Source organism: Deltaproteobacteria bacterium (assembly GCA_016874775.1).
GTDB lineage: Bacteria > Desulfobacterota > Binatia > Bin18 > Bin18 > VGTJ01.
The window spans coordinates 1-21,150 of the sequence record VGTJ01000114.1 but is presented as its reverse complement, the minus strand read 5'-3'; the positions used below and the strand labels follow the sequence as shown (position 1 = coordinate 21,150).

General features: G+C 53.1%; 23 protein-coding genes, 1 tRNA gene and 1 riboswitch. Of the genes, 11 read left to right on the top strand and 13 right to left on the bottom strand.

Annotated elements, in window-relative coordinates; all coding sequences use genetic code 11:
• Window positions 1-69 precede the first annotated feature (69 nt).
• Window positions 70-1,266: an ATP-binding protein gene (locus FJ147_18500; protein ID MBM4257868.1), complete on the top strand. Its 1,197-nt coding sequence runs from the start codon at window positions 70-72 to the stop codon at window positions 1,264-1,266.
• Window positions 1,267-1,351: 85 nt separating this feature from the next.
• Here the strand turns inward: FJ147_18500 and FJ147_18495 are convergent, their stop codons facing one another.
• Window positions 1,352-2,593 (bottom strand): MFS transporter, encoded by a 1,242-nt coding sequence (locus tag FJ147_18495; protein ID MBM4257867.1) that lies wholly within the window; start codon window positions 2,591-2,593, stop codon window positions 1,352-1,354.
• A gap of 196 nt (window positions 2,594-2,789) precedes the next feature.
• On the opposite strand from FJ147_18495, the gene FJ147_18490 reads away from it, so the two are divergent.
• Complete coding sequence (locus FJ147_18490) at window positions 2,790-3,602, top strand: SDR family oxidoreductase (GenBank protein ID MBM4257866.1); 813 nt, start codon at window positions 2,790-2,792, stop codon at window positions 3,600-3,602.
• A 112-nt stretch (window positions 3,603-3,714) separates the two neighbouring features.
• Window positions 3,715-4,095 carry a four helix bundle protein gene (locus FJ147_18485; GenBank protein MBM4257865.1) on the top strand — a complete coding sequence of 127 codons (381 nt, stop codon included), beginning with the start codon at window positions 3,715-3,717 and terminating at the stop codon, window positions 4,093-4,095.
• A 13-nt stretch (window positions 4,096-4,108) separates the two neighbouring features.
• Here FJ147_18485 and FJ147_18480 read toward each other — a convergent pair whose 3' ends face one another.
• Window positions 4,109-6,154, bottom strand: coding sequence for a VacB/RNase II family 3'-5' exoribonuclease (locus tag FJ147_18480; GenBank protein ID MBM4257864.1), 2,046 nt, complete (start codon window positions 6,152-6,154; stop codon window positions 4,109-4,111).
• Window positions 6,155-6,207: 53 nt separating this feature from the next.
• On the opposite strand from FJ147_18480, the gene FJ147_18475 reads away from it, so the two are divergent.
• The 5 genes from FJ147_18475 to FJ147_18455 all read left to right on the top strand — a co-directional run bounded on the left by FJ147_18475 (window position 6,208) and on the right by FJ147_18455 (window position 12,211).
• A complete protein-coding gene (locus tag FJ147_18475) occupies window positions 6,208-7,410 on the top strand; it encodes an N-acetyltransferase (protein MBM4257863.1) in 1,203 nt (400 codons plus the stop codon).
• 23 nt (window positions 7,411-7,433) lie between these two features.
• Window positions 7,434-8,903 (top strand): amino acid permease, encoded by a 1,470-nt coding sequence (locus tag FJ147_18470; protein ID MBM4257862.1) that lies wholly within the window; start codon window positions 7,434-7,436, stop codon window positions 8,901-8,903.
• A 20-nt stretch (window positions 8,904-8,923) separates the two neighbouring features.
• Window positions 8,924-9,039: riboswitch (TPP riboswitch) on the top strand.
• A gap of 142 nt (window positions 9,040-9,181) precedes the next feature.
• Entirely contained in the window at window positions 9,182-11,098 is a 1,917-nt protein-coding gene (thiC, locus tag FJ147_18465) for a phosphomethylpyrimidine synthase ThiC (GenBank protein ID MBM4257861.1), read from the top strand.
• A gap of 290 nt (window positions 11,099-11,388) precedes the next feature.
• Entirely contained in the window at window positions 11,389-11,616 is a 228-nt protein-coding gene (locus FJ147_18460) for an allantoinase (GenBank protein MBM4257860.1), read from the top strand.
• A gap of 133 nt (window positions 11,617-11,749) precedes the next feature.
• Window positions 11,750-12,211, top strand: coding sequence for a DUF59 domain-containing protein (locus FJ147_18455; GenBank protein ID MBM4257859.1), 462 nt, complete (start codon window positions 11,750-11,752; stop codon window positions 12,209-12,211).
• A 101-nt stretch (window positions 12,212-12,312) separates the two neighbouring features.
• On the opposite strand, the gene FJ147_18450 is transcribed toward FJ147_18455, so the two are convergent.
• Window positions 12,313-13,686, bottom strand: a complete 1,374-nt coding sequence (locus FJ147_18450; GenBank protein ID MBM4257858.1) for a tetratricopeptide repeat protein — start codon at window positions 13,684-13,686, stop codon at window positions 12,313-12,315.
• A gap of 102 nt (window positions 13,687-13,788) precedes the next feature.
• Here FJ147_18450 and FJ147_18445 point away from each other — a divergent pair, with 102 nt between their 5' ends.
• Window positions 13,789-13,995, top strand: coding sequence for a hypothetical protein (locus FJ147_18445; GenBank protein ID MBM4257857.1), 207 nt, complete (start codon window positions 13,789-13,791; stop codon window positions 13,993-13,995).
• A gap of 96 nt (window positions 13,996-14,091) precedes the next feature.
• Here FJ147_18445 and FJ147_18440 read toward each other — a convergent pair whose 3' ends face one another.
• The 10 genes from FJ147_18440 to FJ147_18395 form a co-directional block, all read right to left on the bottom strand.
• Window positions 14,092-14,499, bottom strand: a complete 408-nt coding sequence (locus tag FJ147_18440) for a helix-turn-helix transcriptional regulator (GenBank protein MBM4257856.1) — start codon at window positions 14,497-14,499, stop codon at window positions 14,092-14,094.
• Window positions 14,500-14,712: 213 nt separating this feature from the next.
• Window positions 14,713-14,786 (bottom strand) — tRNA-Val (locus FJ147_18435).
• 112 nt (window positions 14,787-14,898) lie between these two features.
• The gene (locus FJ147_18430; protein MBM4257855.1) at window positions 14,899-15,225 is read right to left on the bottom strand and encodes a zinc ribbon domain-containing protein; all 327 of its coding nucleotides are present in this window, start codon (window positions 15,223-15,225) and stop codon (window positions 14,899-14,901) included.
• 45 nt (window positions 15,226-15,270) lie between these two features.
• Complete coding sequence (locus tag FJ147_18425) at window positions 15,271-15,579, bottom strand: hypothetical protein (GenBank protein MBM4257854.1); 309 nt, start codon at window positions 15,577-15,579, stop codon at window positions 15,271-15,273.
• A 39-nt stretch (window positions 15,580-15,618) separates the two neighbouring features.
• On the bottom strand, window positions 15,619-15,918 hold the full coding sequence (locus tag FJ147_18420; protein MBM4257853.1) for a YggT family protein: 300 nt from the start codon (window positions 15,916-15,918) through the stop codon (window positions 15,619-15,621).
• 31 nt (window positions 15,919-15,949) lie between these two features.
• Window positions 15,950-16,759, bottom strand: a complete 810-nt coding sequence (locus tag FJ147_18415) for a pyrroline-5-carboxylate reductase (GenBank protein ID MBM4257852.1) — start codon at window positions 16,757-16,759, stop codon at window positions 15,950-15,952.
• Window positions 16,760-16,770: 11 nt separating this feature from the next.
• The gene (locus tag FJ147_18410; protein MBM4257851.1) at window positions 16,771-17,460 is read right to left on the bottom strand and encodes a YggS family pyridoxal phosphate-dependent enzyme; all 690 of its coding nucleotides are present in this window, start codon (window positions 17,458-17,460) and stop codon (window positions 16,771-16,773) included.
• Window positions 17,461-17,475: 15 nt separating this feature from the next.
• Window positions 17,476-18,069 carry a septum formation inhibitor Maf gene (locus FJ147_18405; protein ID MBM4257850.1) on the bottom strand — a complete coding sequence of 198 codons (594 nt, stop codon included), beginning with the start codon at window positions 18,067-18,069 and terminating at the stop codon, window positions 17,476-17,478.
• A gap of 115 nt (window positions 18,070-18,184) precedes the next feature.
• Complete coding sequence (locus FJ147_18400; GenBank protein ID MBM4257849.1) at window positions 18,185-18,556, bottom strand: cupin domain-containing protein; 372 nt, start codon at window positions 18,554-18,556, stop codon at window positions 18,185-18,187.
• A 91-nt stretch (window positions 18,557-18,647) separates the two neighbouring features.
• Window positions 18,648-19,688, bottom strand: coding sequence for an LLM class flavin-dependent oxidoreductase (locus FJ147_18395; protein MBM4257848.1), 1,041 nt, complete (start codon window positions 19,686-19,688; stop codon window positions 18,648-18,650).
• A 146-nt stretch (window positions 19,689-19,834) separates the two neighbouring features.
• Here FJ147_18395 and FJ147_18390 point away from each other — a divergent pair, with 146 nt between their 5' ends.
• Window positions 19,835-20,494 (top strand): response regulator transcription factor, encoded by a 660-nt coding sequence (locus FJ147_18390; GenBank protein MBM4257847.1) that lies wholly within the window; start codon window positions 19,835-19,837, stop codon window positions 20,492-20,494.
• Between the two features lie 184 nt (window positions 20,495-20,678).
• On the top strand, window positions 20,679-20,963 hold the full coding sequence (locus tag FJ147_18385; GenBank protein ID MBM4257846.1) for a hypothetical protein: 285 nt from the start codon (window positions 20,679-20,681) through the stop codon (window positions 20,961-20,963).
• Window positions 20,964-21,150 lie beyond the last annotated feature (187 nt).

The following is a 21,150-nucleotide window of genomic DNA, read 5'->3' as shown; positions in this document are numbered from 1 at the left end:
CAAAGGCCTACAGGTCTCCGACGATGAGTTTCAAGCGCTCAATATCAAACCCGGTAAGTTTCATGGCGATTGGAACTATACGCTTCTTCCTCGCTCTTAATCGGTAACTTAATTCTTGCCCATGCCTTAGTGGGCGATACCTTAATCGCGGTGTTGCGACAGTTACGCAGCGGCTATGCGCAACGGCCGCAACGGTTTCCCCAGAGTGTGATTTTATGTGGCGTGCGGGATGTCCGTGACTATCGCATTTACTCCTCGGCTGAGAAAACTATTATCACCGGTGGGAGAGCCTTTAATATTAAGGCGAAATCGCTCCGGTTGGGCAATTTCTCCCGTGCCGAGATGGAGGCCCTCTATCTCCAACACACCGAGGAGACTGGCCAAGTCTTCACCTCTGAAGCCTTGGTACAGATGTGGGAATTGACCGAGGGCCAACCCTGGCTCGTCAATGCCTTAGGGTATGAGGTGTGTTTCGAGATTCAGGCGGGGCGTGATCGACAGCAGCCCATCACTCTGAGTTTAGTAGACGAAGCCAAAGAGAACTTGATTCTGCGACGGGAGACGCATCTCGATCAACTCACCGACAAACTGCAAGAGGGGCGGGTGCAGCGGGTGATTGAGCCGTTGCTGGCTGGGGTGGACCTTGCCCAGCGGTTCCAACCTGATGATCTGGATTACGTGGTCGATCTCGGACTCATCACCCAAGAGCGTAATGGGCAGATTCGTATTGCCAACGCTATCTATCAAGAAGTGATCCCCCGCGATTTAGGCTGGCTAATTCAGTCGGGCATGAGCGAACAAACCGCCTGGTATGTCCGTCCCGACGGCATGCTCGATATGCAGAAACTGTTACGGGCGTTTCAGGAATTCTTTCGCGAGCATTCCGAGCATTGGGTCGAGCGTTTTCAGTATAAAGAGGCCGGGCCACAGCTCTTATTGCAAGCGTTCCTGCAACGCATCGTTAATGGTGGCGGACGTATCGAGCGAGAGTATGGCTTAGGGCGTATGAGCACGGATTTGTTGATCCTCTGGCAGTATCCTCACGGGATGCAGAAGGTAGTGATCGAACTTAAAGTGGTGCACAAGAGTCTCGACCAAACGATCGCCAAAGGGTTGGAGCAGACGTGGGAGTATCTCGACCGCTGTGGTGCCGCCGAAGGCCATTTGGTGATCTTTGACCGCACCCCTGGCAAGGCATGGGAAGAGAAGTTGTTTCAGCGAGAAGCGACCGTGCGTGACAAGGCCATCAGCGTGTGGGGGATGTAAGACCTTGAGGGTGAACAGGGCTTCGTGCTGCTTCTGTTGAAGCATGAACGGCGTGTAGAGCTATTAATAATTTAGGAAACCTCTATCAAGACTGTGACGCTCGTACCGCAGCGAGATCTTTACCCAGGGTCCGGCCTGCCAAGCAATAATGAACAGCGGTCCACACGTTCACTAAGGAGAGACACAAAAGCGCGTATCGGAGTGACTCTGTCCCATGCTCGGCTTGAAAGAAGTCGCTGAGCAAGCCAACGGTTTGTGGGCCGAGCCCGAGACCGATGATGTTGACGATGAACAAAAGAATCGCTGAGGCGACTGAACGCATGCGGAGGGAAACCAGGCTCTGATTGAGCGCGAAGCTCGGACCGAGATAGAATCCACCCAGAAGCGCCGGAACAATGCCGTACCACGTCGCGGTCTGAATATCACGAGCGAGATAGGCAGCCACAGTAAAGGGAAGTGAGATCAGAATAGCAACAGCGACTACCCAAACGTTCCATCTCACATCGTGTTTTCCCAGGCGATCGGACAGCATCCCACCGACATAGGTGCTCACTCCGCCTAACACACCGAAGAGGAAGGCGAGGGCCGTGCCAATCTGCCCGCTTTGCAATCCGTGCGATCGCATGAGGAACGCCGGCAGCCACAATACGACGCCATAGCCAACGAAAGACGCCAAGGTGGCGCCTGCCGCAAGGTGGCGCCACGCTGGTATCGCTGTCAGGGAACGAATAACTGTGCCGAGACTCGGTGCTTCTTGTGGAGTTGCCTGTAAACCTTCCGCATACCCGCGCGGAGGTTCACGAAGAGTGAGGAGAACGACAAGCGCCAAGAGAAGTCCTGGCAGACCGACGGTATAGAACGCCACGCGCCAACCATACCACTGGCTGACCCATCCGCCGACGAGAAAGCCTGTCATCAAGCCGAAGTTAATCCCCAACGAAAACGTCCCCATTGCCGTAGCGCGTTCTGCTGGCGGATACATGTCGGCGATCATCGAGTGCGACGGTGGACTCGAACCCGCTTCTCCGACGCCGACGCCAATTCGTGCTGCTGCCAGTTGCCAGAAGTTTGTCGCTAACCCACACAGTGCTGTCATGCCGCTCCATGTCGCGAGCGCCAGGGCAATCAGGTTACGACGATTGCTGCGATCAGCCCACATTGCCATCGGGATGCCTAACGTCGCATAGAAGATGGCAAACGCCACACCAGAAAGGAAGCCAAGCTGAGTATCAGATAATTGCATTTCCAGCTTGATCGGTTGCAAGAGGATCGCCAAGATCTGACGGTCAACGTGGCTAGAGGTGAAAACGAGAACGAGCAGCAACATCGCATAGCGACGATATTGAGGAGTGATAACCGCCGGGACTGGAGATGCTCCGCCTTCGGATTTTGCAGCAGCAGAACTCACGCTTGATACTCCTTGTTATGCTTCCTACTCGTGGTATGGTCGGGAGCGGCAGTGTGACGGTCTGACGCAAGGTCGTCAAGGTGGGTGAGCTGCAAAGAAAAAAAAGGATGACACTATGGGCGTACTTGATGGAAAAGTCGCAATCGTGACAGGGGCAGGAAGATTACGCGGCATTGGGCGAGCGACGGCGCTCGCGCTAGCAGAATTCGGGGCTGATATTGTCGTGACCGGTACCGGACGAGACCCGGAGAAATACCCACCAGATGAAAAAGCAGTGGGCTGGCGTGACATCGAAAGTACAGCAGAACAAGTACGTAAACAGGGCCGCCGCGCTCTGCCGCTGATTGCTGATGTCGTCAAGAGTGAAGATGTCAAATGCACCGTCGCGGCCACCCTGAAAGAATTCGGTCGTATCGATTTCCTGATCAATAATTCCGCGTTTGCCCGCGGAGCTGACCGCGTGCCGTTGCTCGAATTGTCGGAAGAACTCTGGCATAAGGTGTTGGAGACAAAACTCACTGGTAGTTTTCTCATGAGCCGCGAAGTGCTCCCTGCCATGATTAAGCAGCAACAGGGCGGCGCGATTATCAACATCTCTTCGATTGCCGGAAAACGCGGTTTTCCCAATACGACTGCGTATTGCACGTCGAACTTTGGCATTCAGGGATTTACCCAAGCGCTGGCGATGGAAGTGGCACCGCACCAAATTCGTGTCAACGCGGTCTGCCCCGGTATCATCGATACGGCGCGTATGGATGTCGTAGGTCGTGGTGATGCCTGGAACGCCAGCATCAACACAATGGTGCCCCTCAAACGCGCTGGAACAGACGAAGAAACCGGCAAGTTTATCGCGTATCTTTGTACCCCAGATGCGTCGTATATTACCGGGCAATCGCTCAATATCGATGGCGGGTCAGTCATGTGGTAGCGAAGATAATGCAAAATGAAAAATTAAAAATGCAAAATTGAAAACGCAGAATGCAATGGAAAATGCAAAATAAAAGGAAAACTGAAGAGCAAGGAAAAGCATCGGTTGCGAAATGACAACGGATATTCTGGAGCGGAGTGTTGCGTACCCGCTTCGCATCATCAAACTGTATCGAGAACTCCAAAAGGATGAGATCGGGCGAATTATTGGGAGGCAATTGCTACGCTCCGGGACTTCTATTGGAGCAAATATCCACGAAGCACAAGGTGGACAAAGCAAGGCAGATTTCGTCGCCAAGATGTCCATAGCTCACAAGGAGACGCTAGAATCCGTATACTGGTTACGCTTAATTCGCGAGGCTGACTTGGTTCCATCAGGTCGGATAGATGACCTTGCTGATGAAACTGAACAACTCAGCAAGGCTCTTGCGTCGATTCTTTATGAGTGCGAAACGGAGCATCAAGCAATGATATCCCTGTTTTCTCATTTTTAATTTTTCATTGTTCCTATGTGAGCCGTACCGTCAAAATGTCTCTTCTCGCATCGACATGACTAATCACGACCTGCGCAGGGGAGCCGAGCGGCAATGGGGGTGAAGCGTTGACAGCGACGATAAGCAGCGTCTCGTCGAGTTCGATGAAACTGCGGCCATACTGTTCACGGACGACCTGTCCCTGCACGGTACGCCCTTTCTGTTTTTCTAGATACCGTAATAGCCAATAGCGGGTGCTTTCTCGTTCACAGCGTCGTGCATTGCCACTGGCCTCCTGTGCGCTGGCGGCGATGATCTGCAATTGCTCTTCGTTGAAGAGTGCTGCTCCATGTGTCAGGTGATGCTTAATCTGACGTTGCATTTGTAGATCGTGATAGCGACGTAACGGAGAGGTCGCTTGTGTATAGAGCTGTAACCCGAGAGCGGCATGGGCTGCTGGTGTCGTACCCATCTGCGACGGCTTCATCGCCCGCCGTGCCGTATGTACAAACACACGTTGCGTGGGGAAGGTCATTGCGGCTGGCACTGGCTCGTCTGGCTCTGGTTGCGCAATATACAATGCCGGAAGCTGGTGCGTGTGACAGTAGCGGGCTGCCATTTCGTTGGCGAGGATCATGCACTCGCTGACCAAGGCGCGGGACGGAGAATCCGGCGGAAGAACAGCCACTGAGATGTCTCCATTGGTGATGCGAACTTTTACTTCTTCCCCTTCAATAACAACTGCACCTTGAGCAATGCGGAGTGCCTTTCGTATCTGGGTAATCTGCAATAGCCTATGGAGAGCTGAAGTGCACGGCTCGGTGTCGTCACCAGTGCGGAGCATGCCGTCAGCCTCACTGTAAGTCAGGCGGCGACCGACACGCAGGATGCTACTACAGATACGCTCGTTATGAATGTTTCCTTGGTCGTCGATCTGCGCGAAGAAGCTGAGCGATGGCCGCAGGGAGCCAGCACAAAGGCTGGCTTTTTCTTCACTCAGCGTCGGCGGCAGCATAGGAAACCTGCGCACCGGAAGATAGACCGAGGTGCCGCGCGCAAGCGCTGCTTTATCGAGTTCACTCTCTGGCGCGACAAAGTAGCCGACATCGGTGATGTGGATACCGACGATAATTTTTCCGTCCTCGATATGGATACTGAGTGCATCGTCAATATCCGTCGTCTCCGCATCATCGATGGTGAAGGTGAAAAGCGCGGAAAGATCCGTGTACTCCTGCACCTGGGGCGCATCTTGAGGGAACGCGGCGGTACCCTCTGCTGCCTGGATGACTTCCGCGGAGAATTGTGTCGGAATCTGATAGCGCAGAAGGCTTAACTCTTCATCGGGGGTCCAAAGCTTGAGCGCGACGAGTAACTGAAACGCGACATCCCAGGGATGCCCTTTGCTGCGGTAGCCAATCTCGTCAAGAAGCCTGAGCGCTTGCGATCTTTTGTCGTAGAACTCTCCATAGAGGGCGAGCCCTTTGATGAGGTCGAGGTAACGGTCTGCTCCGCTTGGTGGTGGGGCTGAGAGAGGCCCAGCCAATTGCCCTTGTAACCAAGCGAAAAACCCCTCTTGGGCCTGTGCACGTTCGTGTTCACGTTGCTGCTGGTGAAGGACTTCTTCGATACTCTTGGCATCACGCAGGGTGAACTCGCCGGCCTTGCGCTCCTTAAAGTACAAAGTCTGACCATAGAGAGATTCGAGCACCCCGGCGGTAGCAATGGGTGTGTCCTGCGTGGAGAGAACCAGACCTGCGAGTTCTTTCCACGGCCAGGCTTCAGTCGTCTCGTCCTGCAGCAGTTCCCATAACTCCTTGAGATCTATGGTCTGTGCCGCCGCACGAATCTGCTCGTGCAAAGCTTGAAGCTGTCTCTTCAGCTCAGCCGACGGCCCGGTTAACGCAAGTGTGTGTTTGCAGTCGAACATGACCCGGTCCTGAGGCAAGATGATCTTCTTTCCATCTTCAGCGGTGAGTTCGATGCGTACCGCATCTGAAGAAGAAGAGATTTTGTGAACGACACCGAGCACTAAGTGGCCGTGTTCGCGATAGACAACAACGCTTCCGCTCTGCATAGTCATGAATTTCTACATCAAGTAAGGGTGGTTCATGCGGTGTTAAATTGACGAGACCCTTGCTTCTTGTGTTACGCCCGCCAATAATGCCGAGTAGTATGTTGCAAGTCAAAGTCATCAAAAGCATAGCTGAAGTCGACCAGACGGCATGGGATACCCTGGTAGGGGACGGTTCTCCGTTTATCGAATGGGATTGGCTCGCCTGCATGGAGGAATCTCGGTGTACCGGCCCTCGTACAGGGTGGCAGCCTCAACACCTGACGGTCTATGACGGGAAACAACTCGTTGCCGCGTGTCCGTTGTATCTCAAAGGCAACAGCATGGGGGAGTTTGTCTTTGATCACTCATGGGCAGATGCTGCGCAGCGGGCCGGGATTGAGTATTATCCGAAGATGCTGGTGGCAGCGCCATTCACACCAGCGACCGGCATCCGGTTCCTCAGCGCACCAGGAGGTGATCGCCCGGAATTGATTCGCCTCTTGGGACAGACGTTACAAGGTGTGTGTCAACAAAACAATTTGTCCTCAGTCCACGTGAATTTCTGTCTTCCAGACGAGAGTGAGATTCTTACAGAGCTGGGCTACCTCAAGCGTGTGGGATTGCAGTACCAATGGCTCAATTACAGTTATCAAACGTTTGACGACTATCTTGCCCATTTCCGTACCAAGCGACGCAACCAGATCAAACGGGAAATGCGTGAGATGGACGATCAGAACGTGCGTATTGAAACCATCTATGGTGAGGATATCCCAACCGAGATGTTTCCCCAGATGTACGCGTTGTATAAATCTCATATCGACAAACTCTATTGGGGACGGCAATACCTGCAGCCGCAGTTTTTCGACCTCCTGGGCAAACGCTTTAAGCGGAATTTGTGTTTTGTGGTTGCCCATTATGACGGCAAGATTATCGCAGGCACCTTTAACGTCCAGAAGAACGGGGTGTTCTATGGTCGTTACTGGGGGGCGTTCCGCGAACTCCGTCACCTCCATTTCAATGTCTGCTATTACGCGGCGATTGATCACTGTATCCGGCAAAAATTCGTCCGTTTCGAGCCTGGTGCGGGCGGTGACTTCAAACGCCTGCGAGGCTTTGATCCACAACCAACTGTGAGTATGCATTATCTGGCCGAGCCTCGTTTGGCTGCCGCTGTGGCCCGTTTTCTTGACAATGAACGAGATCAAGTCCATCGCACGATAGACTATCTGCACGAGGAGAGTGAGCTGAAGCACGACAGTGGGGACGATAAAAGTAGTGAGTAGTTGAAGATGCAGTAGTCAGTAGCGTGCGCTGCACGCACGAGTCTCCCCAGACGGTCATCGTGCGGATGACGCGCGGTACGGAAACTCGCTTAAGCGAATTTTGCACTTTGAACCCGCCACGCAATACTCCGCACTCTCTCACCTTATTCAGCGCTACCATGATGGTAGTAGGGAATACCATTGGCGTTGGCATCTTCACAACCAGTGGGGTCGTTGCTGATGCTGTGCCAAGTTCCGGTTGGCTCTTTGTTGTGTGGATTCTCGGTGGGCTCCTGTCGCTCGCTGGGGCACAGGCATGGGCTGAACTGGGAGCCGCTTTTCCGCATGCTGGTGGGGAGTATGTCTATCTGCGCAAAGCGTTTGGTCCGTTCTGGGGCTTTCTTTGTGGCTGGGCGATTTTTATTGCCAATTTTTCCGGTTCTATTGCGGTCTTGGCTATTGCCTTGGCTGGTGCATTGGCACCTGTCTTTGCGTTCAATGCTTCGCACTCGATGCTCTGGGCTGGTACACTCAGCGGCATTCCTTTGTCGCTATCGTATAACCAACTGTTTGCACTGGTCCTCGTTTGGGGTGTTTCTCTGATTAACTATTGCGGGCTGCTTTTCGGCAGTGGCACCCAGAACGTGCTGAGTTTCAGCAAACTCGTAGCGATTGCTGTTTTGCTCCTGGCTGGTTTCTGGCGCGGGACTGGCGATTGGACCCATTTCTCTGCACCGTTTCAGTGGACTCCAACGCAAGGGTTTCTCTCGACGGTCGGTGTCGCTTTGATTCCGGTGCTCTTCGCCTACAGCGGGTGGAATGTGGCTGCATACCTTGCCAGTGAGGTACGGCAACCTGAGCGGACGCTCCCACGAGCCTTGCTCGCAGGTACGTTGATAACGCTTGTTGTCTATCTGCTTCTGAACGTGCTGTATGTGTATGCTGTACCACTGGCGGCCTTACGAGGCGTGGTGCAAGTCGGTGAGTTGACCGCGACGGCACTTTTTGGTGCGAAAGCCGCATGGATCGTCTCTTCGTTGATAGCGCTGTCGATCGCAAGCGCGTTCAACGTCATGATTCTTGCTGGCGGATGGATATATTTTGCGATGGCGAGAGATGGTGTGTTCTTTCCGAGCGCGGCGCACCTGCATCCCAGTTTCCACGTCCCAGGGAATGCGCTCCTGATGCAAGCTGCGTGGACATCCGTGCTGATCTTGTCTGGAACGTTTGAGCAACTGCTGACGTATACCACGATCGTTATCGTAGCTTTTTCTGCGCTCACAGTCGGTGCGCTCTTTGTTCTGCGTGTGCGACAACCAGACCTGCCTCGACCATATCGCACGTGGGGCTATCCGTGGCTTCCGGGTTTCTACATCGTGGCCTCGGTTGGCATCATTTCTAATGCCCTTTGGGAGCGCCCGTTCGAATGCCTCTGGGGAGTGATCCTCTGCGTGGTTGGGGTGCCGATCTACTATTGGTGGCGACGCGTTGACAGTATGAAATCAGAAGCATAGCATGCGTACCAAATTAGCCGGTTGGCCGTTAGGGGAGCCGCAACCACGGCTGAGAGGATGGGTTCGGTAGGCGAACTCATCGACCCTTGGAACCTGATCTGGGTAATGCCAGCGAAGGGAATGCATGTCGCTACACACGCACCGTTTTTCTTCGTTTCCTTCTTTCCTCTGGACTTCCGCGAGGACTCCCCGTGTCGGACGGCATCTCGCCATTTCCTGTCTGCCAGAGCGAAGACCCTCAGCTGGCATTATCTGTAGCTTAAGAGAGGAGTTTCCTCATGAAGCGTAATGGCCTGAACGGGAGCCGAGAGCAGGCTCCTGCCACTGCGACGGGGCTTACCACAACGCCGTTGCCAAGTTCTCGCAAAGTGTATGTTGAAGGAAAGCACGCTGGGGTACGAGTGCCGTTTCGTGAAATCACGTTGAGTGCTGCTGCCAAAGAGAATGGTCACGCCAATGGCAACGGTGCACCTGCCACGATGTGCGTCTATGATACCTCTGGTCCATATACCGATCCGCACGTGGCGATTAATATCCACCACGGGTTGGCACCATTACGTCAAGCGTGGATTGTCGCGCGTGGCGATTCTGAAGAATTGTCAAACGTCTCTTCGACCTATGGACGTCAACGTGCTGCTGACCCGCGCTTGGAGCACCTCCGTTTCGCGCACATTCGTAAACCACGACGTGCGCTGCCGGGAAAAAACGTTTCACAGATGCACTATGCCCGGCAAGGTATAGTGACCCCAGAAATGGAATACATTGCGATTCGTGAGAATCAAGCACGCGAAGAGACCGCTCAGCAGGCACAAAAACCTGGCAATGGTCATGCGCGGATTGCCCAACAGCATCCTGGTAATTCATGGGGTGCCAGTATTCCGCCGGTGATTACGCCGGAATTCGTTCGCGACGAAGTTGCGCGCGGACGTGCGATCATCCCAGCGAATATCAATCACCCTGAGTTAGAGCCGATGATTATTGGCCGCAATTTCCTGGTGAAGATTAACGCCAATATCGGCAATTCTGCGGTTGCTTCTTCGATTGAAGAAGAAGTGGAGAAGATGATCTGGGCTACCCGTTGGGGAGGTGACACGGTGATGGATTTGTCGACGGGCAAAAACATCCACGAAACGCGCGAATGGATTCTGCGCAATTCTCCAGTGCCGATTGGTACCGTGCCGATTTATCAGGCCCTAGAGAAAGTCAACGGCAAAGCTGAAGAACTGACGTGGGAAATTTTTCGTGACACGTTGATCGAACAAGCCGAGCAGGGCGTGGATTATTTTACTATCCATGCAGGCGTGCTCCTCCGTTATGTGCCGATGACGGCCAAACGCATGACCGGCATCGTGTCGCGCGGTGGTTCGATCATGGCGAAGTGGTGTCTCGCCCATCACAAAGAAAATTTCCTCTATACGCACTTCGAGGAAATCTGCGAGATCATGAAAGCCTACGATGTGTCGTTCAGCCTGGGTGATGGCCTGCGCCCTGGTTCGATCGCTGATGCGAATGACGAGGCTCAGTTCGCCGAACTTGAAACACTTGGTGAGTTGACCAAGATCGCCTGGAAGCATGAGGTGCAGACGATGATCGAAGGTCCGGGCCACGTCCCGTTGCATCTCATTCAGGTCAACATGGAGAAACAACTCAAAGAGTGTCACGAAGCACCGTTCTATACCCTTGGCCCTCTGACCACCGATATTGCTCCAGGCTACGATCACATCACGTCTGGGATCGGTGCTGCGATGATCGGTTGGTTCGGCTGCGCGATGCTGTGTTATGTCACCCCCAAAGAACATCTTGGGCTGCCAGACAAGGAAGATGTCAAAGCTGGGGTCATTACCTACAAGATTGCAGCCCATGCCGCTGATCTGGCGAAAGGTCATCCTGGGGCACAAGCTCGTGATAATGCGTTATCGCACGCGCGCTTTGAATTTCGCTGGCAGGATCAATTCAACTTATCGCTTGATCCTGAAACTGCGCGAGACTTCCACGACGCCACGCTACCTGCCGAAGGGGCCAAGGTTGCGCATTTCTGTTCGATGTGTGGACCACACTTCTGTTCGATGAAGATTACCCAAGACGTGCGTGATTACGCCGAACAGAAACAGCTTGATGCTGAGGCCGCACTCAAGCAGGGGATGCAAGAAAAAGCGGAAGAGTTCAAACAAGGCGGGACAGAGATTTATCGCTGAGCAGGGGGCGGGAGTCGGAGGGCAGGGGCCGGGGTGACAAATCAACTCTCATGAGGTTGCCTGACAAAGGTGAGACAACTTGTCATTACGAGCGGAGCGAAGCAATCTCATTGTGACTTTTCGCTGCCAGCAAGATTGCTTCGTCACCCCCAGCTCCCTGCCATGACACAGCGTCCCTAGTTGCCGAATGGTTTTTGAAGTTTTCTGGCTCCTGGCTCCTGAGCCCTGGCTCTGTGATTGACAATGTAGACCTTATTTATCTATATTCCTGCTGGCAATGAGGAACTCCAATGGTAAAGCTCAGAGCGATTTCTGGTGGAAAAAAGAAAGAGCCGCCTCTTTCATTGGTCTATGGATTGCGTTTGTACAACCCCGGTGAAGTTGCAGGCATAGGTGAAGGTAGCGTAACTCTTGCCAACGGTTCTGAAAGCCAGATCACTCTGCACTTAATTGAAGGAAGTCGCGAGCAGATTCGAGCGCAACTGCTCGCGAGCATTGATGCGTTCTTCGATATCTAGGGCGACCTTCCACCTGCTTCCGCGCTACGGACCCGTAAAGAAACAGACGGGGCGGACTCTGGGTGTTAAGAGCTGCCTCTGACAATCCCTCTTCCTGTTGCCAGAAGGGGAAAGGCCTTCACAAAAGGATACTATGCCATCGTTATTTCGTCGTCTTCATGCGTTGTGGAAAAAAGAACAACCAACAGTGACATTGCCACCAACGGAACCCCAGCCTCTCTCAACACCAATCCCAGCGCCGCCGACCGTTGCTCCTCCTCAAGAGATGGCCCAGCCGTTGGATCTTTCTCAGCCTTTGAGTGAAGACTTGGTTTTCCAGGCGCTGCGGAAATGTCGCGACCCAGAAATCCCAGTCAACATTGTTGACCTTGGGTTGATTTACGACGTGCGAATTTTAGAAGACTTGGTCAACGTGAAGATGACCCTCACTACGCAAGGGTGTGGCATGGGTGGCTATATTTCACAGGAAGCAGAAGAGCAAATTCGCTCACTCCCTGGAGTACGTGAAGCCAAAGTCGAAATTGTGTGGGATCCACCGTGGAACCCGAGTATGATTAGCGAAGCTGGGCGGAAGGTGCTGGGGTTACCCGAGTAAAAGGAAGCTGCAAAAAAATATGGGTGAATGGGCGAGCGGGAGAACCAGCGACCACCCTACCATGTCTTTGTCGCTCTTTCGCTCGTTCTTTCATCGTTTCTTTATCGTCGCCGCGCTCCCTTGCCTATCTGACTGATGAGTTGTTCCAGTTCGTTGGTTTTGCTTTCCAGTTCTTCAGCGCGCTCGTCCTCTGGCCCGAGCAGTTGCGCAGCTTGCTGGTACTGGTTCAGCGCGGCATCCATTCTTCCTTGTATTTCCATTGCCCGTCCGAGTTGTAGCCGTGATTCTCCACTTTTCCCTTGCAGCTGCGCAATTTGCGCCAACGTCATATAGGATTCATCGTTGTACGGATCGAGATCAAGTGCCGCGCGGCACGATTTCGTGGCCTCTTCTTGGTTGCCTTCTTTGAGCAACAACGCGCACAGTTTGGTGTGCACATCTGCATCTTGTGGGTCTATCTCTCGTTGTTGCAGAAACAGTTGTCGGGCTCGTTCAGTGTTCCCTGTCCTGAGATACGAGATGCCGAGTTCGCGATCCAAGCGGATCCCTTTCGCTGCCGCTTGTTCGAGCAGCTGCTGAGCACGTTGCCAGTCGTTATACTGAAGAAGTACCGTCCCGAGCAGCGCCAGGGCTTTGGGATTGTCCGGATTCTCGGTTACTTGTCGCTCGTAGTCTGGTATGACGCGACTGCGTGCTCCTTGCATAGCGTTGAGGATTGCTTGGACGCGCCGCAGCTCAAAGGTGTCGCTGGGAGCCCGCTGATTCCATTTGAGCGCCTGGATGGTTCGTTCAATATAACTGAGACGCTCTTTGGACAGTGGATGCGACCGTAGATAGCCGGGCACATTCACGCCGTTGACACGATCTTCCTTTTGCATCGTTGCAAAAAACTGCGGCATCGCATGCGGATTAAAGCCTGCCTGCGCAAGGTACTGGAGGCCGCGATAATCCGCTTCTTCTTCGAGTTGGCGTTTGTACTGCAGCTGCTTCATGGTACTAAGCGACGAGACTCCTGCAGCGAGCACTGGATTGATAAGTGCTAAGGCCATCGAGGCTAAGCCAGCATAGGAGAGGAATTTTGTGTCCTGTTGTTGGCGGACCATATGATGGCCCTGCACGTGGGCAATCTCGTGTCCAAGCACACTCGCTAATTCATCATCGCTTTGTACGCGTTGGATCAGACCTGTATGAATATAGATGTAGCCACCTGGTGCTGCGAACGCATTGAGATGCGGCTCTTGGATGACGCCAAAGTAGTATGTGAATTCAGCAGTTTCCAGATGGGCAACAAGCTTTTGTCCTAGGCGTTGGACGTAGCGTCGCACTGTTGGGTCGCGAACCAGTGGAAGCTGTGCTTGGATCACCAGAGAGAACTTGCGGCCAATCGTTGCTTCACCTTCATCAGCAGCCCATAGCGTGGTGGCGGAAGCAACGATCACTGTGAGAGCGATAAGAAGCGTACGCCAAGAGTTCATGGTCGCACGCTACCATGAGGAGAGCGAAAGGCAAGACCTCAAGCTATGAATAACGAGCATGAACGCTTGAGGCTATGAGAGAAAGCGCGTAGGGTAATATCCATGAATACCACCCTACGCAAAGCATTGTCCGTCGCTGTTCTATTGACCTGGTGGCTGGGGAGTAGCGGGTGTGCAGGGACTCAACCCGCGAAAACAGCTCCAGCCCGACAAGGCCCGTCTGCGCTCTTCGATGAAGAGATGCCTGCGGCTGCGATTGGGACATTGATTGATGCTGAGACGTTTATTGCCTTCTGTGATCGTGCTTAAAAAAGCGAATCGGACGAGGATTAGTGTGAGGGTCACCTGTCGGTAAGCCGACAGGTGAGGTATCAGAGAGTAGGAGGGAGATACGCAGATCCCTGCTTATTTGCTGAGGGCGCTACGTAACGCTTCCACTGCCTTGGCAGCACTTGCAGCTGAACTCGCACGGTCGAGTTGCGAGAGGGCACTGCGTTCTGCTGCAGAGATTCCCGCCGTCTTCTGTGCTGCGCTATCTTTGAGTAGCTGCTGCAACCCCGAGGAGCTGCCGCCTTTCGATGAACCTAACAAGTTGCGCACTTTGGGGTTTGCCAACAGATAGAGATCTTGCGGATCAAGCTTCAACGCTGTTGAAAGCTTTTCGACGACTTTCTGACTCGGATGGCGCATGCCACGTTCGAGATAGCCAATGTAGTTTGCTTTCACGTTGACTTTCTTGGCGACCATCTCTTGGGTGAGTCCTAGTTCGTGCCGTCGCTCTTCCACGATGCGACCAAAACTTTTATCTGCCATGATGCATTCCTCCTTACTCTCTTTTGGTACGATTTAGGGTTCCTCACTACTAGCATACTTTTCCCGCAGTGCAAACTATATTTTTGCGTACGCATCGATAAAAAAAGGACGAACTGTGAGAGCGATGGGGGGATGCCCCCTGTGATATAACCAGGAGTTTCCCTGAGTGAAAAAAGCAAAAAGCCCACATTTTTGTGGGCTTTTTGTCGGGAATGGTCGCACGGTGACTCGAACACCGGACCTCTTGCATGTGAGGCAAGCGCTCTAACCGTCTGAGCTATGCGACCAGAGGAGCCTGCTTATCATGGGATGCGCAGCTGCGTAAGTAGGGGAGGCCAAACCCTCTGCAAGAACCTCGAGTGACGCCAATACCTGGTTTGGTGCGGAATTTCTCCCCCGTTAGGCAGAGGCCGTGTTCTCCTTTGCGGGGGAGGTTTTCTCTTTTGTCGAGGAACTATCCGAAGTTTCGGATGAGGAACTGGTCGACGATGCCTCTTTTGTGTCACTCGAAGACTTACTATCGCTACTGCCGCTTCCCTTGTTCGTACCGTTTTTTGCGTAATCTGTCATATACCAGCCACTACCTTTTAGGTGAAAGGCCGACTGCGAAATGAGCTTGGTTACTTTCGCACCACATGTAGGACACTTCTTGAGAGCCTCGTCAGTCATGCGCTGGGAGACCTCAAAGTCGCCACATTTCTTACAGGAATACTCGTAGATCGGCATAGGGGTTAACCTCTCTGATTATGTGCGTCGATTTTCTTCAAAACGCTAATCATCTCGCTTTTTTTTGTCAACCCGCCGTAACAGCTCTATGAGTCGTTGCACGAGTTGATTCCCAGACTCTGTACGGATCAGGATGTGTTTGTCGCGGCTTTTTTCGCCACCCAGCAAAATGACAGCGGAAGCAGAAATGTTCAACTGGGAGGCAAGAAAACGCGACAGCGCGGTATTGGCCGCACCGTCGACCGGAGGGGCTGTCAAAGAAATCTTGAGTGCGTCGCCATGTGAACCGACCACGCGATTGTAAGCCGCGCGTGGTTGCAGATGAATACGAAGCCGTATGCCGTGCGCGGTCATTTGCCAGGGGAGGGCTGGAGATGGAGCAGACACGATCGCTCACTTTATCTGGCGGGAGAGGTCAAGCAAGGTCTGAACAAGAAAGGCTTCGAGAAAGATCAAGCCAGCGATGAGCAGGAGCGGAGAAAAATCGATGCCACCAAAACTCGCGGGGATCAGACGACGAATACGATACAGAACTGGATCAGTGGCGGACTGCAGAAAGCGAACGATGGGGTTGTAGGGATCGGGGCTCACCCACGAAATCAGCGCACGAATGATCACGATCCACATATAGGCACGGATCAACATGCCAAGGACCTGAGCGAGACCAAAGAGAAAATTGCCGAGAATAAACATGCCAACAGCTCCTTCTCCTGCTTATCCTTACTTATCCTTTTCCGAGTTCGACTGAGCGATGCGTGGCTGCTGCCACCCCAGCGGCCACTGTCTCCGTGAAGCCACCGGCTGCTAACCGAGATAGCCCAGCCAGTGTCGTTCCTCCAGGGGAGGTGACCATATCGCGCAACTCTTTGGGGGGTTTGCCAGTTTCCTTCAGCATAGCGACTGCTCCCTCAAGAGTTTGGTAGGTCAATTGCGTGGCAACTTTCGCATCGAGCCCGCCTTGAACACCACCAGCGATTAATGCTTCAGCGAACAAGTACACATATGCTGGCCCACTGCCACTCAGTCCGGTAACTGGGTCCATCAGTGCCTCATCTTTGACCGCGAGTGCTTCTCCTACGCCGCGAAACATGCTCACTGTGAGTTTTTCATCTTTGGGTTGGGCATTGTGGCCACGCACAACGACCGCGATCCCCTTGCCAAGCAGGGCAGGGGTGTTGGGCATCACGCGGACAACGCGGGCTTTTCCGCCCAGCCCGTTTTCCAAGCGGCGTAACGTGACTCCTGCAGCAATGGAAATAAACAACTTTTCTTTCGTGACTTCAGGTTGAATTTCAGCGAGCACTTGATCGAGGATCTGCGGTTTCACAGCGAGTACGATCGTCTGTGCCGCTCGTACAACGGCTCGGTTGTCGGTCGTCCCGGTCACGTTGTACGCTTTCTTCAGCTTCTTGAGTTGAGCTGGGACCGCATCACTCGCGATGATCGCTTTGGGCTTGTAGAGCTTCGCGGCGATCAATCCCTTAATCAACGCCCCTGCCATGTTTCCTGCACCAATAAATCCGAGTTCTGCCATTGTTTCCCTCGTTAGTGTCGTTCGCCAAAGATAGCGCGCCCGATACGCACGATTGTCGCGCCCTCTTCGATAGCAATGCGATAGTCGTCCGTCATTCCCATCGAGAGTTGCCGCAAGTCGATGTTGTCGGCTCGCTGTGTGGCATACTGCTCTCGCAACCGAGCCAACGCACGAAAGTACGGGCGTGACGCCTCGGCATCTGGCCCAGGCGGTGGAATCGTCATCAAGCCCTCGACGCGCACCGCCGGGAGCGAACGAATAGCCGTCAACAGCTCTGCGACATGTTCTGGGGCGATGCCGCTCTTCGTGTGTTCCCCACCGAGATTGATCTCAATGAGGGTTCGCACCGTTGTTCCGAGTTTCGCTGCGTGCCGTTGGAGTTCCTGGGCCAAGGCAATGCTATCAAGCGAATGGATCAACGAGAACAATCGAATTGCATCTTTGGCTTTATTGCGTTGGAGATGGCCAATCAAGTGCCAGCGCGCTGCTACGGCTACTAGGGCAATCTTCTCGCGTGCTTCTTGAACATAGTTTTCTCCAATGTCTGTCGCCCCAGCGGCTAAGGCCGCTTGTACTGCTTCCGGTCCTTTGGTTTTTGCAGCGCAAACGATAGTAAGATCTTCAAAGCGGCGACCACAGTGGTGAGCCGCAGTCGCGACGTGATCACAGACCCGTGCGTAATTGGCAGCAATATCGCTCATGTGAGTTGTATCTCTTTATTTGTGATACAACTGGAGGGAACGCAAGGCCTCCAGCACCTCATCGAGAGGAAGCCCCACGACATTCGTATATGAGCCGTCGACCTTTTCCACTAGCGCAGCGCCAAGTCCTTGCACCGCGTACGCTCCGGCTTTGTCGAATGGCTCTCCAGTCGCGAGATAGGCTTGGATTTGCTCGTCAGACAATGATTTAAAGGTCACCGTGGTTGTCACAACCTGGCGAGTCGCCGCCTGCCCATCGCTACGAATCACGACAAAAGCGGTCATTACTGCATGGACCTGCCCGGATAACAAGCGGAGCATGCGGTGTCCGTCGTTATGGTCTCGGGGTTTTCCTAATATCGTTTGGTTGATGACCACGATGGTATCAGCCCCAAGTACCACACTGCCAGGATGAGTTGTCGCGACTTCTCGGGCTTTAGCTTCAGCGACACGCAAAGCGTAGGCTGCTGGCGCTTCGCTGGGAAGAACATCTTCTGCCGCATTGCTGGGAATGACAGTGAATGTCACTCCTGCCTGCTGCAACAGCTCGCGACGGCGCGGTGAGGCCGAGGCGAGGATAAGTTGCGACTTGTCGTGATCGTATGACACGGGTTTCTAAGGAAACAATGAAGAATCAAGAGCGAAGAGTGAATGAAAAATTAACAATGCAAAATGAAAAATTCAAGAAAAATTTCCTTGCCTCCTCCTCTTGAATTCTTCATTCTTAATTCTTCATTTTTAATTTTTTCTCTAGCTTCTTCGCCTTGTACCGATTCTTATCCGCAAAGAAGTCAATCACAAACGTTCGCTTAGTGAAGAGCGCCGAGTGCACCGTTCCTTTGGGAATGAAGTAACTATCGCCTTTGCGGAAGACGTGCTTCTTGCCACCAATGGTGAGCGCCATCTCACCATCGACGACAATGCCCCATTGCGCGCCATGCGCGTGCGGAGCCACTTCACCGATCGGTGCGATATCCATAAAGACCAGTTGATGGTCCTTCGATTGTGACAGCCAGCCTTTGACGCCTTTGAAGGCGATGTCGGCTTCAGGTAACGAGGTAATAGTTTTGTGAAAGGGTGATTTTGTTGTCGGCATTTTGCCTCCAATTAAAAATGAAGAATTAAAAATTAAAAGTGAAGAGAGAGAAATCTGAAGGCTCTTTCGTTACACTTTTCATTTTGCACTTTTAATTTTTCATTGTCTTAAAGTGTGGAATCACTTCTGCGCCAAACTGCTTGATACAACCAATAACCCGATCAGGAGAAGGACCCAAGGGCAGTCGGAATCGCATGATGATGTAATCCGCGCCTGCGGCTTCGGTCCAGGTGTGTAACTGCTCGATGCAGTCCTGCGGAGAACCCATGACCAGATATTTGCGCAATTTCTCAATGGTAAAGTCCGCTTCAGATTGAAACTCGTCGTTGGGTGAGAGCAGCTTCCAACGATAGTAGAAAAGCATTTCTTGCACCCACAGTGGGCCGAAGACCTTCTCGGCTTCTTCTCGTGTCGGCGCGACCCAGCCGTCGCGCATTAACACGACATAGGGCTTTCGGCCCGCCGCCGCCGCGTGTTCGCGATAGAGATTGGCTTGCGCGCGTAATTTCGCCATTGGTTCCCAGAAGGGAAGAATACCCCACGCGTCTCCTAAGCGACCAGCGCGTCGGATTGCCTCATCATAAGCGGCACCAATCCAGAGCGGTGGTCCGCCCGGTTGGTACGGCTTCGGTGTCAGCATGACGTTGTCGAAGTGAAAGCGTTTGCCGTGATACGAGAACGGCGTGTGACTACTCCACGCCTGTCGCATGATGTCGATGCTTTCCTCGAAGCGCGAGAACCGTTGGTTATACGGCTCGCCGAACAAGCGAAAGTAATCGGGATGGTAGCCCAAGCCGATGCCGAGTTTGACGCGGCCCTTTGACATCAGATCGATCATCGCGACATCTTCTGCCAAATGCATCGGATTGTAATAGGGAGACTGCAAGACAAACGTACCCAGATCAACTTTCGTGGTGCGTGTTGCGTAGCCTGCGAGCATAATCAGCGGTGGCGGGAACATGGTCTCTGTACGGTGATGGCGCTCAGGGAGGAAGATGCCATCAAATCCTGATTGCTCTGCAGTAATCCCTTCGTTGAGCAATTGGTCACAAAACCTGGCCGAGGCTTCTGGGGTTGGTTCTGGTTGGTTGTACGGCCCACCGTGCGTGTCGGGCATGTAACCAATCTTCATCGAGACTCCTTATCGAGGCCTTTTCGGCTCCAGAGTTTCTCATGACTCGTCCAGTCTCGCAAGCAGTTGCACAAACAGCCCTTAACTTGGCAGAATGATCCCCAGGACCAAAACCAATGAGCGAACACAACACAATTGGTTCCGGGATGGAAACCTACTCCGTTCTTATTGTGGAAGACGAGCCCCTGGCTCGACAACGTCTGGCCAATGCGCTTGCTCAACATCCGCACTTTACACTGAGTGCAGTTGTGGGAACGTGCCGGGAAGCACGCGCTGCCTTGACGGTTGCGCTTCCTCGTGTGTTACTGGTCGACCTTGGTTTGCCTGATGGAGATGGTATTGAGCTGATTCGTGAAGTCGTCGAGCGAAGGCAAGACGTTGACGTGATGGTTATCACCGTCTTTGGCGATGAAAAGCATGTCCTGGCTGCTTTGAAAGCAGGTGCTACCGGTTATCTGCTCAAAGACAGTACAAGCCACGATATCGGTGAGGCCGTGCTGCAACTCGTCAATGGTGGGTCACCTATAAGTCCGTCGATAGCTCGATACCTGCTCAAGCGCTTTCATCAGGAAGCGCCACCTAAACCCGTCGAAGCCGACGCGAAAATGTTGACAGAGCGTGAGCGGGATGTCTTGAGTCTTATTGTGAAAGGCTTCAGTTATAAGGAGATCGCTGGTTTGCTGACAATATCGGTGCAGACCGTTCCATCACACATCAAGAATATCTATCGCAAGTTGGCCGTACACTCTCGGAGTGAGGCGGTATTTGAAACTATCCACAGCGGACTGGTGGAGTTTGAAAAGTAGAACGAGAGATGAGAGAGAAAAGATGCAAGGGATCGGGAGAATATTTGAGAAGAGAACACGGAGTATTGCCATTGCGAGGAGCCAGGGGCGACGAAGCAATCTCAAAAATAGTAGAAACTCAGGCAGCGATTGCTTCGCTCTGCTCGCAATGACGTCTGACCTCCTTGGACAATGAGACTAACGTATGAGATTCGAGCGTCGACCTTTCCTCGGTACATGTGCATTGGTTTTCATCTTGACGATTACCGGTGCAAGAATCGCGCAAGCTGATACGACTCCTTTGTCGATAACCGCTGCCTCATTTTTTCTTGCAGAAGGAGAAACTCCACCTATTGCTGATGCCTCTCAATGGCAGCAGCGACGCTTGCCAGATACTTGGAATGAAGGTCAGCCTGGCATAGGCGGCAATGGCTGGTATCGGGTTGATCTAAATAAAAACCCATTGGACGGAAAGTGCTTCACCTCCTAGGATGGCAAATGGATAAAGTTTGTCAGTGCCTACGGAGGTGAAGCGATGGACGGGGAACACCTTCGCATAAGCAAGCGGGAGCGCCAAGCGTTGCTCGAGCAATATCGGAAAGGCGCCAATGAGCGCGTGCGCTTACGCGCCCACCTCCTCTTATTATTAGCGGACGGCTATTCGTGGGCGATGATTG